A 13,156-nucleotide genomic window follows, 5' to 3' on the forward strand; every position below is an offset into this window, starting at 1 on the left:
CATGACCGAACCCACCGCCGCTATGCAAACCGCCGCCACCGTCTGGTTTCTGAATGGGCCGAACGCCAATCTGTACGGGCTGGACGCCAACAAGACCTACGGCACCGAGAGCTTTCCCGCGTTGCGCGAGCGTTGCGAGCGCAAGGCGGCCAGCCTGGGCCTGACGCTGAATTTCGTGCAATCGAACCATGAAGGCCAGCTGATCGATTGGATTCAAGAAGCGCGCGGCGACGCCCAGGGCATCATCATCAACGCCGCCGGGCTGACGTATTCGTCAATCCCTATCCTGGATGCGCTGCTGTCGTTTCCCGGCCGCATTATTGAAGTCCACATGAGCAACATCTGGCGGCGCGAAGCGTTTCGCCATCATTCCTATATTTCCAAGGCGGCCGACGGCGTCATCGCGGGCTTGGGCGGCGAGGGCTACGAGCTGGCCATCGACGCCATGGCGCGCCTGATCGCGCGCACCGCTTGATAAGGCCATTTCCATGAATGCCAGCAATACGACGCCCTCGGGCGCGATGGTTTTCTACAGCCAGTTCGATGACTTCTCGGCCTGGAAACAGGCACTGCAAGCGCGCATGCCGCATTTGCGCGTGCTGCACGCCGACGACATCGACGACCGCGCCGACATCCATTACGCGCTGGCCTGGAAGCCGCCCGCGGGCTTCTTCGACCGCATGCCCAACCTGCGCCTGATCGTCAACCTGGGGGCGGGCGTGGATTCGCTGGTGGGCCGCACCGATCTGCCCGCCGGCGTTCCCATCACACGCATCACCGATCCGCGGATGGCGCGCATGATGGCCGGCTACGTGCTGTTCGCCACGCTGCGCCACGCGCGCGACATTCCGTGGTTTGAACAAGCTCAGCGCCGGGGCGAATGGGCGTATCGGCATCCCCGTTCGCCGGAGGACACGCGCGTGGCGGTGCTGGGCCTGGGCGAGCTCGGCGCCTGCGCCGCGCACGAACTGCAACGCCAGGGGCTTACCGTGCTGGGTTGGTCGCGCAGCCCGCGCCAGATAGCCGGCGTGCAATGCCACGCGGGCATGGAGACGCTGGACGCGGTCATTTCGCAGGCGGACATCCTGGTCGTCATGCTGCCGCTGACGCCGCAAACGCGCGGTCTGCTGAACCGAGCGCGGCTGGAAAAGCTGCCGCGTGGCGCCGCGCTGATCAACGTGGCGCGCGGCGCCCTGGTGGACCAGGCCGCCATGACGGCGCTGCTGCAAAGCGGCCATATCGGCGCGGCAACGCTGGACGTCTTCGAACGCGAACCCTTGCCCGGTGACGACCCGCTGTGGCGCATGGACAATGTGCTGATCACCCCGCATCTGGCGTCGGTTGCCATCCCGGCATCGGCGGCGGCGCAGATCGCCGAGAACATCGCCCGTGTGTCGCATGGCGATGCCCCGGCAAATCAGATCGACCCGGCGCGCGGGTATTGAACGCCTAGTCGGTGTCTTCGATATTCAGGATCTTGCCCAGGCCCAGAAAGGCATTGGCCACGGCCAGCAGGGTCGCCGTCACCACGATGTAGACCACCGATAACGCCGCCAGGGTCGGGTCGGCAAATTCGCGCACGTAGTTGTACATCGACACCGGCAGCGTCTGCGTCAACTGCGTCGTGACAAACAGCGACGCGGTGAACTCTCCAAACGACATGATGGCTGCGAACAGCCAGCCGCCGAACAGGCCTGGCGCCAGCAAGGGCACCGTCACCGTGAACATTACCTTCAAGGGCGACGCGCCCAGGCTGGCCGCCGCTTGCTCCAGACGTTCGTCGATGTTCTCCATGGAAACGTAGACGCTGCGCATCACGAACGGCAGCACCAGCATCACGTGGCACAGAATCACCAAGCCGTAGCCACGGTCCATATCAAATTGCGCCACCAGGATCAGCAGCCCGAGCCCCAAGGTGAAATGCGGAATCACCAGCGGCGACAGCAACACCGCTTGCAGCATGTCCTTGCCCGGAAACCCCATGCGCTTGACCGCGATAGCCAGCGCGGTGCCGATGAACAGCGCCAGCAACGAGGCCCAGAACATCACGATCAGGCTGGCACGGAAACCCTGCTGGAAGTCTGGATAGGTGAACACGCGTTCGAACCAGCGCAGCGACCAGGTTTCAGGGGGAAACGTCAGCAGCGCCTTGTCATTGAAGGACGCCACCGTGACCACCACCACGGGCAGCAACACAAACGCCAGGATCAGCGTAACGAGCAACGGGGCGCCGATGCGCAGCGGCAAGGGCAGGGAATGTTTGATGGCCATGCTAGTGCGCTCCCATTGCGTTGAGCCGCTTGGTTGCCCGGCCGAGCAGCATCAGCGACACAACCGTCAAGGTCAGGCCGGCAACGCTCAGGCTCGCGGCCAGGGGGAAATTCATCGACGAAAAGCCCAGCTGGTAAACCAGCGTCGATACCGTGGGCACGCGGCCGCCGCCGATCATCTGCGGCGTGGCGAACGCGCTGAACGTCCACGCGAACGACGTGGTGATGCTGGCGATGATGCCGGGCATGGACAGCGGCAACGTCACCGTGACGAACGTGCGCACGGGGCCGGCGCCCAGGCTTTGCGCGGCCTTTTCAAAATCGCGATTGATGTGCGAAATGGCGGTGGCCAGCATCAGCACCACGACCGGTATCGTCACGTGCACCAGCGCGATCAGCACACCCAGGTGCGTGAACATCAGGTTCAGCGGCAGGTCGATCAGCCCGATCTTGCGCAGCACCGTATTGATGAACCCGTTATTGCCCAGCACGATGATCCACGAATACGTGCGCACGATTTCACCCAGGAACAGCGGCGTGATCGACACGATCAGGATGAACGACTTCAGCACCCGCTGACGCACCCGCACCATTGCGTAGGCCAGCGGGTACGCCACCAGCAAAGAGCAGATCGTGGTTTCGATACTAAGCAGCAGCGTGTTGGCGAAGGCGGACAGGTAGACCGACTTGCCCAGGCCGGTGAAGTTCTCCAGCGTCAGCCCGCCCACGTCCAACGAGCCGGGGATGAAGGCGCGCACGCTGAATTGCAGCACCGCCGCCATCGACACACAGATGCAAACCGCCACAAGGCCGGCGGGCGAGATCAACCAGCCTCGCAAACTGGAACGCGTATTCATAGGTCGTGGTCACTTCCAAGTGCGGGGATGCGGTGTGGAAATGCCCGTGTCCCGACACAGGCGTGGCCGGGACACGGGCGGCGCGACGGCGCGCGTTTCAGTTCATGATGTTTTCGGTGAACCACTTGCGCCATTGCGCCGTCTTCTCGGCGCGCAGCTTGTCGTCGATGACGATGGCCTGCTTGTCCCACTGTTCCTTGGTGGTGAAGACGCCGGGCAGCGCCGCGTCCTCGGCCGATACCTTGGCGTTGGTGACGACCGGGCTGGCCTTCTTGTAGGCCACGATCTTGGACTGCACCTCGGGCGACAGCGCGATGTTCATGAACTTGTAGGCCAGGTCCGCCTTGGCGCTGCCCTTCATGATGCCCATGGTGTCGATGCCCAGCACCGCGCCTTCCTTGGGCATGACGACCTTGATGGGAACACCCTGGCCGATCATGTAGTAAGCATTCATTGACAGCAGGATCTGCACGGGAGTTTCACCGGTGGCGATCAGCTGCTGGCTGTTGGCGTCGTTGGTGTAGAACGCCTTGAAGTTGGGCTTCAGCGCGCGCAGCTTGTCCTGGCCTTTTTCCCAGGTCTTGGCGTCACCGCCGGACAGCATGGCCGACACGTCGATGATGTGGCTGGGGTCGAAATCCGGCGCCGACAGCTTGCCCTTTAGCGCGGGGTTCCACAGGTCGTTCCAGCTGTCGAACTTGATGTCCTTGGGGGTCAGGTCAGGCCGATAGCCGATCGTGTACACATAGGCCCAGCTGCCCACGTGAAAGGGGCTGACCTTGGCGCGGTCCACCAGGTTGGCGTAGTTGGGCAGCTTGGCGGTGTCCAGCTTTTCGAACAGGCCGCTGTCCACATACAGCCAGCCGATGTGCGACGTGGTGAACGTGACGTCGCTTTCGGGCGTCTTGGTCAGCTTGGCCTTGTTCAAGCGGTCGATCGTGCCGCCGGTAATGTATTTGACCGGCACGCCCGTCTGGCGCGTGAATTCCTTGCCGATGTTCTCGTCGATCAGGTCGCGGAAGCTGCCGCCCCAGGTGCTGACCACCAGCGCGTCCTCGGCCACGGCCACGTTGGCGACCAGCGCGCTGGCAAGAAGCCCGGCTACCGTAAGTTTGCGAATCATTGAATTCCCCTTGTCTGTGTTGGTTCCGCCGAGCGCTTCCGACTGGAAGCCAGATGATGGAAGAGGGCATGGCAGGGGCCAAGTCGGAAATTCCGAGAGAGGGCAAAGGAAAAAACAAATAGGCGTCGGGGCGGCCCGAGTCTGACCATGGATGCCATGCAACGCGCCGCACGCTTGCGGCGCCACGTTCCCGATACCAGCCTCCTTCATCCTTCTTGCCGCCATGAAACACACGCGCATTCGCACCTTCAATACCAAGGTCACGTACCCGGAGCAGAACCTGGATAACGACCTGTGCCAGGCCGTGGTGGCCCGGGGCAGCACCGTGTTCCTGCGGGGACAGATCGGCCAGAACCTGGACACCTCTGAAAGCGTGAGCATTGGCGACGCCGCCGGCCAGGCCGAGCAGGCCATGGCGAACATCGCCATGCTGCTCAAGGAAGCGGGCGGCGAGCTTCAAGACATCTGCAAGATCACGATTTACCTGATCGACCCGCGCTATCGCGAGGCCGTCTACCGCGTGGTGGGACGCTGGCTGAAGGGGGTTTACCCGGTGTCCACCGGCATTGTGGTGTCGGCCTTGGCCCGGCCGGAATGGCTGGTCGAGATCGACGCCACCGCCGTTATCCCGGATTGATGGATACCGGGCAGGCAGCCGCGACGGTGTCGACGCCACGGCATCGACGCCATCCCTACGCTATGACTTCCTCGACCCGACCTCATCGACCTGACCTCATCGACCCGAACTCATCGACATGACCTTTTCCATCATTGCCCGTTGCCCTGCTACCGGCCAGTTCGGCGCGGCCGTTTCCTCGTCTTCGCCGGCCGTGGCGTCGCGCTGCATTCGGGCTCGCGCGGGCGTGGGCGCCGCCGTCAGCCAGAACATCACCGACCCCGCCCTGGGGCCGCTGACCCTGGACCGGATGGCGGCGGGGCGCAGCCCGCAACAGGCGCTTGAAGATATGCAGGCGCGTCCCTTTATTGCGTATCGCCAATTGATGGCTATCGACGCCTCGCATCCGCCTGCCATCTACACCGGCGCCAGCGCCCTGGGCGTCCTGGCCAGCGCAGCGGGCGAACATGCCGCCTGCGCGGGCAATATGCTGGCCAGCACCGACGTGCCGCACGCCATGCTCGCCGCCTTCGAGCAAGCGCAGGGCGAGCTGGCCGAGCGATTGATGCAGGCCTTGCTGGCCGGCCAGGCCGCCGGCGGCGAAGCGGGGCCTGTGCATTCCGCCGGCGTGCTGGTCTATCAGGATCTGGACTGGCCCATCGTCGACTTGCGACTGGACTGGGTGGAATCCGACCCGGTGCAGGCCCTGTACGACGCCTGGAAGATCTACCAGCCCCAGGTTGCCGCTTACGTCACCCGCGCACGTGACCCGCGCGACGCGCCCAGCTTCGGCGTGCCCGGGGACCTGTGAACCGGCGGCGGCCATCCCGGCTGCCATGGCCCACCGAGGAAACTGTTGCCCGCCGCCACGGGTAGACCGGATACTGTGCAACATTCTTTGTTTGCTCAAGTTGGACCATGCTCAATCGCATTTCCTTGCGCCAGATGGAATACCTCGTGGCGACTGCCAAGCACGGCAGTATCGCGGCGGCGTCGGCCCAGATCCATATTTCACCGCCATCCATTTCGGCGGCCATCGCCCACATCGAGACCGAACTGGGCGTGCAGCTGTTCGTGCGGCATCCGTCCAAGGGCCTGGCGCTGACGCCGTTGGGCATGCAGGTCATGCAGGAATGCGAAGACCTGCTGGAACGCGCGACCAAGCTGTACGAGATTGCCTCCAATTCGAACGACATGATGCAGGGCGTGCTGCGCGTGGGCTGTTTTCAGCCGCTGGCGGCCATGATCGCGCCCGAAGTCATCTTCGGTTTTTCACGCGCGTTCGAGAAAGTCGAACTGCATATGGCAGAGGGCGACCAGCAAGAGCTCATCAACAAGCTGCATACGTTGGACGTCGACGTGGCTCTCACGTATGACCTGCAACTGGGCGAAGAGATCAGCTTTGAAACGCTGGCCCACATGCCCCCGCACGTGCTGGTCAGCGAATTGCATCCCTTGGCGCAGCAAATTGCGGTCACGCTGGACGAGCTGGCGCAACTGCCCATGGTCTTGCTGGACCTGCCCATGAGCCGCGAATATTTCCTGTCGCTGTTTTCCAAGTCGGGGCTGGAACCCAATATCGTGGCGCGCTCGCGGTCTGAAGACGTGGTGCGGTCGATGGTGGCCAACGGCATCGGGTATGCGCTGTTCAACGTGCGCCCCAGGTCGACGCAATCGCTGGACGGCAAGCGCCTGGTACGCCTGCGCCTGGCCGGCGAGCACCGTCCGATGCTGCTTGGGCTGGCCACCTACAAGCCCATGAAGCCGTCGCGGCTGACGCAGGCGTTCATGCAGCGGTGCCGCGCGTATATCTCGGATCAATACATACCCGGCATGAGCGCGGCCAGTTTTTTTGATCCGTATATCTCGGGCATGGCCCCGGCAGACCCGGGCTGACGGCGCGCCGTGCAGGCAAGCCTACACCGGCGCACCGCTGCACGCGATGACAAGCGCCGCGCCGCCTGTCATCGCGCGTAAACAATAGCTACCTACCATGCGGCGTTCTGCAAACCGTTGGCTGAACGCTCATGATTCAAGCACGACCCTTGCGCAGGGGGCTTCCCGCCTATGCCCTGCGCGCCACGTCCCTGGCCGTTATCCTGGCCCTGTCCGCCTGCGGCGGCGACGACGATAACGACACCGACGCCCCGCAACAGAATGACGACGTTGCCTACGTGGTGCCGGCACCGCCTGCCGGCCTGGGTCGCGTCGATACCGCACCCGTTCCGGATGCGCCCGCGTTCGTGGATTTTGCCGCCACGAACCAGCGCGGCGATCCGCGTTACGCCACGTTGGAATCCAATGCCGGGGTGCGCGTGCTGAGCGGCTTCCTGGACATCTGGGAACCGCGCACGCGCCTGGTGGACGCGGGCGTCACCGCCGCCGGCGCCGACGGCTTCCCGGGCATCATCGCGTCGGACTGGACGGGCATACCGGGCGACGCCACCGATGGCCGCGTGAAGAACAAAGCCGTGCACGACGAGAACATCGACTTTGTGGTGCGCACCACCGCCAAGCGCACGCCCGAGCAGGCCAAGGCGGCCTACCTGGACGATCGTCGTGGCAAGAACTACAGCGTGACGGATGGCCTGGGGCCGCTGACGGCGGCATGGCGCACGGCGGCGCAGCAGACCACCAGCATCAACGACGTGGCGCCCGATGCCACCACCGTCAAGTACGACGACACCGGCAACAACACGGGGGTGGGCGGCGCGGCCAACCCGGCCTTCGGCGATGTCATCGACTTTGTGAACAGCATGGGCGGCAATGCGTCCACCGAACCCAGCAAGCGCTTCTACAAGTACGCGCGCCCGTGGCGCTGGAGCGCCAACGTGCAGGTCGTGCCGGCGCTGGAACCGGCCAAGAGCACGTCCGCGCCCACCGACGGCGGCTACCCCAGCGGCCATACCGCCGAGTCCGTGCGCAATGCAATCGGCATGGCCTACCTGGTGCCGGAACGCTTCCACGAACTGCTGGCGCGCGGCCTGGAGCTGGGCGAAAGCCGCATCATTGCCGGCATGCATTCGCCGCTGGATGTGATCAGCGGGCGCGTGTTGGGCCAGGCGTCCGCGCTGGGCAACATCTATGCCGCCAGCGAAGGCACGCGGTCGGTCGCTTATGCGCAGGCGCACCAGACGCTGATGGCCGCGGTGGGCGCCAGCACGCCCGAGCAGTTCCTGGCGTTCGCCCACTCTCAGGACGTCAGCCAGGACCGCTTCGCGGATCATGCGGCCAACAAGGCCGAGTACCGTCGTCGCCTGACATTCAGCTTTACGCAGATTGGCGACACCGGCAAGCCGGCCGTCGTGCCCAAGGGCGCGGAAGTCATGCTGGAGACGCGCTTGCCTTACCTGAGCGCCGAGCAACGCCGCGTGGTGCTCAAGACCACGGCCTTGCCGTCGGGCTATCCCGTCATTGACGACGCCGAGGGCTTCGGCCGGCTGAACCTGTTTGCGGCCGGCGACGGCTACGGCGCGTTCAACGGCGACGTGGACGTCACCATGACGGCCAGCCGAGGCGGCTTCCATGCGCTGGACGTGTGGCGCAACGATATCGGCGGCGCGGGCAAGCTCACCAAGAGCGGCACCGGAACGTTGGGGCTGGCGGGCGCCAACACCTACACGGGCGGCACGCAGGTGGCGGGGGGCGTTTTGCGCGCCGACGCCGCCCAGGCCTTGGGCCAAGGCGCGGTCTACGTAGGGGGCGGCGCGCTGGCCATCAACGCCACCGAGGCCGTGCAGGTGCAAGGCCCCTACACGCAGACGTCGGCGGGCACGCTGCAAACCTGGATCGGCGACGCTGACGCCGGCCAGATCGCGGTGACGGCCGATGCGGCCTTGGCCGGGCAATTGAACGTCGACTTCCGCCCGGGCTACACGCCGCAGGCGGGTACGACGCTGACGGTGCTGCGCGCGGGCAAGGTACACGGCACGTTCGACGGCGTGACCGTCAAGGGCTTCAAGGCCACGGCGATCTATAACGCCGACAGCGTGCAGGTGCGTCTGGACCCTGCCGTCTGATGGAGCGGCGCGGGCGGCGCAATGATGCCGCCTGCGCCTGCGCCTGCCATGCCCCTGCCTGATCCATGGCAGGGGCATTTTTTTTGGGGCCGCCGCGCCTATCCGTGAAATCGCGGGTTTTCCAGCGCCGGGGTTTTCCATAAACTGACCGGCCCACCCCATAACGAGAACGCCATGAGACAGAGTCTTCCCACCCTGGGCGCCGCCCTGGTCCTTTCAGTGTGCGCGCAGGCCGCGCTGGCGCAAGCAGCCCCGGCCGCCGGTGGCGCCGCGCCTGCCACGGCGTCCGCCCCTGCCGCCGCCGCCCCGACGCCGCGCGACCCCTTCTTCTGGTTGGGAGAGATCAACAAGGCCACCACCGTCATCAACACCGATGAAGGCTTGTTGGACAAGGCCATGGCGCCGCGCCTGGCGGCAGGCGTGGCCAAGGTCATCCACGACGGCAACCAGCCGGGCGCCAAGCGTCCCGCTACCGTCATCACGTTCGAACCGCTGCTGATCAAGGCGGCCGGCGAAGACATCACCTTGCTGCACGCCGGCCGCTCCAGCCAGGACATGCACGCCACCTACCGCAGCGCCATCCTGCGTGACAAGCTGCTGGACCTGGCGGACCAGTTGAACAAGACATCGACCACGCTGGTGGAGCTGGCGGCCAAGCATGCCGGCACCGTCGTGCCGAACTACACCAATGGCGTGGCCGCGCAGCCCAACAGCTATGGGCACTACCTGCTTGGCCAGGCGGCCGGGCTGGCGCGCGATGCGCAGCGCATACGCGAGGCCTATGCCCGCATCGACCGGTCGCCGATGGGCACCACGGTGCTGAACGGCACCAGCTGGCCGCTGGACCGCAAGCGCATGGCGCAATACCTGGGCTTTGAAGCGCTGGTGGACAACGCGTACGACGCCTCGCAGATTTCGTCGATGGACCAGCCGGTGGAAGTGGCGTCGATTGTGACCAGCATCGCGCTGCGTACCGGTAATTTTGTTGAAGACGTCATGACGCAGTACGCGCAGTCGCGGCCTTGGATCCTGCTGGAAGAGGGCGGCGGCAACACCTACGTGTCCAGCGCCATGCCGCAAAAGCGCAACCCCGGGTTGCTGAACGACACGCGCAGCGATGCGTCCACCGCCATCACGCTGGCGATGGGCCCCGTGATCCAGACGCACAACATCACGCCCGGCATGAGCGACCCGAAAGACGTGAAGCAGAATTCAGCGATGGTCGATAGCGGCATTTCGGCGCTGAAGCGCTGGGACCGCGTGCTGCGCGCCATGGTCATCAGCCCCGACCGCGCGCTGGAAGAGTTGAACAGCGACTGGACGGCGTCGCAGGAATTGGCCGATGTGCTGATGCGCAAGTACAAGCTGCCGTTCCGCGACGGCCATCACTTTGCGTCCGAAGTGGTCAGCTACGCCAAGGCCAACAACATCAAGCCCTTGGACTTTCCGTATGACCAGGCGCGCCGCATTTACGCCGACGCGATGAAGGATTCCAAATACGGCAACGAGCTGCCCATGAGCGAAGCCGAGTTCCGCGCCACGCTGGACCCCGTGGCCATTGTGAAAAACCGCGCGACCATTGGCGGCCCGCAGCCGGCGGAAATGGAACGCATGGTGAAGGCCGCGCGCGAACAGCTGGCGGCGCAAGGAAAATGGATCAAGGACCGCCGCGATCACATCAACCAGTCGTTAGCCAGCTTGGACAAGGCGTTTGACGCGCTGGCGGCCAGCGCGGGCAAGTAGGCGCGCTATCCCGCGGTGTCGTGCTGGACGGCGTCCAGCAGGCAGCTCCGCAGCCAGCGGTGAGCGGCGTCCGCGTCCATGCGCGGATGCCACAGCATGGACACGGTGAAGGGTGGCATCGTGAAGGGCAGCGCGAAAGTGTGCATGCCGCCGCGCAGGCTGCCCGTGTGCCGCTCGGGTACCGTTGCGATCAGGTCTGACCCGCGCGCCAGCGCCAGCGCGGCCGAAAAGCCGCTCGCGCTGGTGGCGATGCTGCGTTCCCGCCCTGCGGTGGCCAATGCGGCGTCCACCGGCCCGCTGTCCCGGTTGCGCCGGGATATCTGAATGTGGCGCGCCTTGGCATAGCGGGCCAGTGTGATCTTGCTGGCTGCCAGCGGATGGCCCTTGCGCACTACGCCAACGAATCGATCTTGAAACAAGGCGCGTGTGCGCAGTTCGGGGCTGGCCGCGTCGCCGACCACGCCGGTTTCCAGGTCGACGTTGCCTTCGCGCAGTGGGGCGCTGTCCTTGTCGGTTTTCTGTACAAAGCGCAGCCGCACGCCGGGGGCTTCATGGGCGGTACGCGCGAGCAGGCGCGCCCCGAAATTCTCGACGAAACCGTCGCTTGCGCGCAGCGTGAAAGTGCGCGTCAGCCGCGCCAGGTCAGGCTGCGCGGCGGGACGCAGCACCGCTTCCACCTCCTGCACCAGCCCATGAACCCGGCCGCGCAGTTCCAGGGCGCGCGGCGTGGGCACCAGCCCGCGTCCGGCACGCACCAGCAGCGGGTCGCCGGTGGTGTCGCGTAGCCGCGCCAGGGCGCGGCTCATGGCGGACGGGCTCAGGCGCAGGCGCCGCGCCGCGCGCGCCACGCTGCCTTCGTCCAGCAGCACGTCCAGCGTGATAAGCAGATTCAGATCGGGATGGGCCATGCGGCAAACGTAGCATGCCGCCGGGTGCTGCGGGGGTTTTGGCATGGCGTCCCGTGCAGGTATTCAGTGCATCTGCTGCGTCTTCCGCTTGGTGTGGCGCACGCCTAGGATGTGCGAAAGGGCGCCGTGTTGGCGTCCCGCCTTTCTTGCAGGCCCGATCATGCCCACCACTCCTCCCGCAGTCCCCGTGCCGCCCCGACCTGCCCCCCGGCTGTTGGCGTGCCTGTCCTTATGTATGTTGCTGCCCGCGCTGGGCGCCAGCATTGCCAACGTGGCCTTGCCGACGCTGTCAGTGGCGTTGGATGCGCGCTTTCAGGACGTGCAGTGGATTGTGCTGGCCTACCTGCTGGCCATCACCACGCTGATTGTCAGCGTGGGGCGGCTGGGAGATCTGCTGGGACGGCGGCGGTTGATGTTGGCGGGAATCGGGCTGTTCACCGTGGGGTCGCTGGCCTGCGGCGCGTCGCTCGGCTTGGGTGGATTGATTGCGGCGCGCGCGGTGCAGGGCCTGGGTGCGGCGATCATGATGGCGCTGACCATGGCGTTCGCCAGCGCGTCCGTGGCCAAAGAGAAGACGGGTAGCGTCATGGGGCTGATGGGGACGATGTCGGCCATCGGTACCGCCTTGGGGCCGACGTTGGGCGGGCTGTTGATCGGGGCGTTTGGCTGGCCTTGGATTTTTCTGATCAACGTGCCGCTGGGCGTGTTGGCATTCGGGCTGGCGTGGGTTCATTTGCCCAGAGACGGCGTGCAAGGCGGCCCGATGCACTCGCTGCAAGCCGTGCCTTCAAGAGCACGCTTCGATGTGCCCGGCTCGGCGCTGTTGGCGTGCGGCATCGCCGCCTACGCATTGGCGATGACCGCCGGCGGCGGCTTCGGGGCCGCCAATGCCGCGCTGCTTGCTGCGGCGGCCGTGGCCGGCGGGGCGTTCGTGTGGCGTCAAGCCCGGGCCGTGTCCCCGCTTGTCCAACTGTCGCTGTTTCGCCAACCCGCGTTAAGCGCGGGCGTGGCGACGAATGGGTTGGTGTCTACCGTGATGATGACGACGCTGGTCGTGGGGCCGTTCTACCTGGGCGGCGCGTTGGGCCTGGACACCGCGGGGGTAGGCCTGGTGATGTCGTGCGGCCCTGTCGTCGCGGCGCTGGTGGGGGTGCCGGCCGGGCGGGCGGTGGATCGGTTTGGCGCGCAACGCGTGATGCTGGCCGGTTTGGTGGCGATGACCGCCGGCGCGGCGGTGCTGCCGTGGGTGCCGGCCGCCTTTGGCATTGCAGGGTACGTGGCGCCGCTGGCCGTGATCACCAGCGGCTATGCGCTGTTTCAGGCCGCCAACAGCAGCGCCGTCATGGGCAGCGCGCAGGCGGATCAGCGCGGGGCGGTGTCGGGCGTCTTGAACTTGTCGCGCAACCTGGGGTTCATTACGGGCGGGTCGTTGATGGGCGCCGTGTTTGCGTGGGGCGCCGGCAGTGTCGACCTGCGGTTCGCGTCGCCCGCCGCGTTGGCGGCGGGCATGCGGTGGACCTATGCGCTGGCCGTGGTGCTGCTGTGGGTGGCGGTAGCCGTAGCCATCAAGGGCCCCGACCGCGCGCGGTCTCCCGCCCTGACCGGAGCCTGATCGGCAGG

General features: G+C 65.8%; 12 protein-coding genes. 8 read left to right on the forward strand and 4 right to left on the reverse strand.

Features of this window, described 5'->3' with window-relative positions; all coding sequences use genetic code 11:
* Position 1 precedes the first annotated feature (1 nt).
* Both YH64_RS23295 and YH64_RS23300 read left to right on the forward strand, forming a co-directional pair.
* A complete protein-coding gene (locus YH64_RS23295) occupies positions 2-475 on the forward strand; it encodes a type II 3-dehydroquinate dehydratase (protein ID WP_143215501.1) in 474 nt (157 codons plus the stop codon).
* A 13-nt stretch (positions 476-488) separates the two neighbouring features.
* Entirely contained in the window at positions 489-1,445 is a 957-nt protein-coding gene (locus YH64_RS23300; RefSeq protein WP_046806666.1) for a glyoxylate/hydroxypyruvate reductase A, read from the forward strand.
* A 4-nt stretch (positions 1,446-1,449) separates the two neighbouring features.
* Here YH64_RS23300 and YH64_RS23305 read toward each other — a convergent pair whose 3' ends face one another.
* The 3 genes from YH64_RS23305 to YH64_RS23315 all read right to left on the reverse strand — a co-directional run bounded on the left by YH64_RS23305 (position 1,450) and on the right by YH64_RS23315 (position 4,250).
* On the reverse strand, positions 1,450-2,271 hold the full coding sequence (locus tag YH64_RS23305; protein ID WP_046806665.1) for an ABC transporter permease: 822 nt from the start codon (positions 2,269-2,271) through the stop codon (positions 1,450-1,452).
* Between the two features lies 1 nt (position 2,272).
* A complete protein-coding gene (locus tag YH64_RS23310; protein ID WP_046806664.1) occupies positions 2,273-3,127 on the reverse strand; it encodes an ABC transporter permease in 855 nt (284 codons plus the stop codon).
* Positions 3,128-3,224: 97 nt separating this feature from the next.
* Positions 3,225-4,250, reverse strand: a complete 1,026-nt coding sequence (locus tag YH64_RS23315; protein WP_046806663.1) for a PotD/PotF family extracellular solute-binding protein — start codon at positions 4,248-4,250, stop codon at positions 3,225-3,227.
* A 223-nt stretch (positions 4,251-4,473) separates the two neighbouring features.
* Here YH64_RS23315 and YH64_RS23320 point away from each other — a divergent pair, with 223 nt between their 5' ends.
* The 5 genes from YH64_RS23320 (at position 4,474) to YH64_RS23340 (ending at position 10,628) form a co-directional block, all read left to right on the forward strand.
* The gene (locus YH64_RS23320) at positions 4,474-4,887 is read left to right on the forward strand and encodes a RidA family protein (RefSeq protein WP_046806696.1); all 414 of its coding nucleotides are present in this window, start codon (positions 4,474-4,476) and stop codon (positions 4,885-4,887) included.
* A gap of 118 nt (positions 4,888-5,005) precedes the next feature.
* Entirely contained in the window at positions 5,006-5,677 is a 672-nt protein-coding gene (locus YH64_RS23325) for a DUF1028 domain-containing protein (protein ID WP_046806662.1), read from the forward strand.
* Between the two features lie 107 nt (positions 5,678-5,784).
* Positions 5,785-6,762, forward strand: coding sequence for a LysR substrate-binding domain-containing protein (locus YH64_RS23330; RefSeq protein ID WP_046806661.1), 978 nt, complete (start codon positions 5,785-5,787; stop codon positions 6,760-6,762).
* A gap of 131 nt (positions 6,763-6,893) precedes the next feature.
* A complete protein-coding gene (locus tag YH64_RS23335; RefSeq protein ID WP_143215502.1) occupies positions 6,894-8,885 on the forward strand; it encodes a phosphatase PAP2 family protein in 1,992 nt (663 codons plus the stop codon).
* 174 nt (positions 8,886-9,059) lie between these two features.
* A complete protein-coding gene (locus YH64_RS23340) occupies positions 9,060-10,628 on the forward strand; it encodes an argininosuccinate lyase (RefSeq protein ID WP_143215503.1) in 1,569 nt (522 codons plus the stop codon).
* 5 nt (positions 10,629-10,633) lie between these two features.
* On the opposite strand, the gene YH64_RS23345 is transcribed toward YH64_RS23340, so the two are convergent.
* Complete coding sequence (locus tag YH64_RS23345; RefSeq protein WP_046806658.1) at positions 10,634-11,536, reverse strand: LysR family transcriptional regulator; 903 nt, start codon at positions 11,534-11,536, stop codon at positions 10,634-10,636.
* A gap of 160 nt (positions 11,537-11,696) precedes the next feature.
* On the opposite strand from YH64_RS23345, the gene YH64_RS23350 reads away from it, so the two are divergent.
* Positions 11,697-13,148, forward strand: a complete 1,452-nt coding sequence (locus tag YH64_RS23350; protein WP_046806657.1) for an MFS transporter — start codon at positions 11,697-11,699, stop codon at positions 13,146-13,148.
* The last annotated feature ends 8 nt before the right edge of the window (positions 13,149-13,156 follow it).

It is taken from the genome of Achromobacter sp. LC458, assembly GCF_001005835.2.
GTDB classification, from domain to species: Bacteria; Pseudomonadota; Gammaproteobacteria; order Burkholderiales; family Burkholderiaceae_B; genus Achromobacter; species Achromobacter spanius_B.

Excerpts from the sequence above, each read along its gene's own strand:
- YH64_RS23295 (WP_143215501.1), top strand. The coding sequence starts at position 2 with ATGACCGAACCCACCGCCGCTATGCAAACCGCCGCCACCGTCTGGTTT.
- YH64_RS23300 (WP_046806666.1), top strand. The coding sequence starts at position 489 with ATGAATGCCAGCAATACGACGCCCTCGGGCGCGATGGTTTTCTACAGC.
- YH64_RS23305 (WP_046806665.1), bottom strand. The coding sequence starts at position 2,271 with ATGGCCATCAAACATTCCCTGCCCTTGCCGCTGCGCATCGGCGCCCCG.
- YH64_RS23310 (WP_046806664.1), bottom strand. The coding sequence starts at position 3,127 with ATGAATACGCGTTCCAGTTTGCGAGGCTGGTTGATCTCGCCCGCCGGC.
- YH64_RS23315 (WP_046806663.1), bottom strand. The coding sequence starts at position 4,250 with ATGATTCGCAAACTTACGGTAGCCGGGCTTCTTGCCAGCGCGCTGGTC.
- YH64_RS23320 (WP_046806696.1), top strand. The coding sequence starts at position 4,474 with ATGAAACACACGCGCATTCGCACCTTCAATACCAAGGTCACGTACCCG.
- YH64_RS23325 (WP_046806662.1), top strand. The coding sequence starts at position 5,006 with ATGACCTTTTCCATCATTGCCCGTTGCCCTGCTACCGGCCAGTTCGGC.
- YH64_RS23330 (WP_046806661.1), top strand. The coding sequence starts at position 5,785 with ATGCTCAATCGCATTTCCTTGCGCCAGATGGAATACCTCGTGGCGACT.
- YH64_RS23335 (WP_143215502.1), top strand. The coding sequence starts at position 6,894 with ATGATTCAAGCACGACCCTTGCGCAGGGGGCTTCCCGCCTATGCCCTG.
- YH64_RS23340 (WP_143215503.1), top strand. The coding sequence starts at position 9,060 with ATGAGACAGAGTCTTCCCACCCTGGGCGCCGCCCTGGTCCTTTCAGTG.
- YH64_RS23345 (WP_046806658.1), bottom strand. The coding sequence starts at position 11,536 with ATGGCCCATCCCGATCTGAATCTGCTTATCACGCTGGACGTGCTGCTG.
- YH64_RS23350 (WP_046806657.1), top strand. The coding sequence starts at position 11,697 with ATGCCCACCACTCCTCCCGCAGTCCCCGTGCCGCCCCGACCTGCCCCC.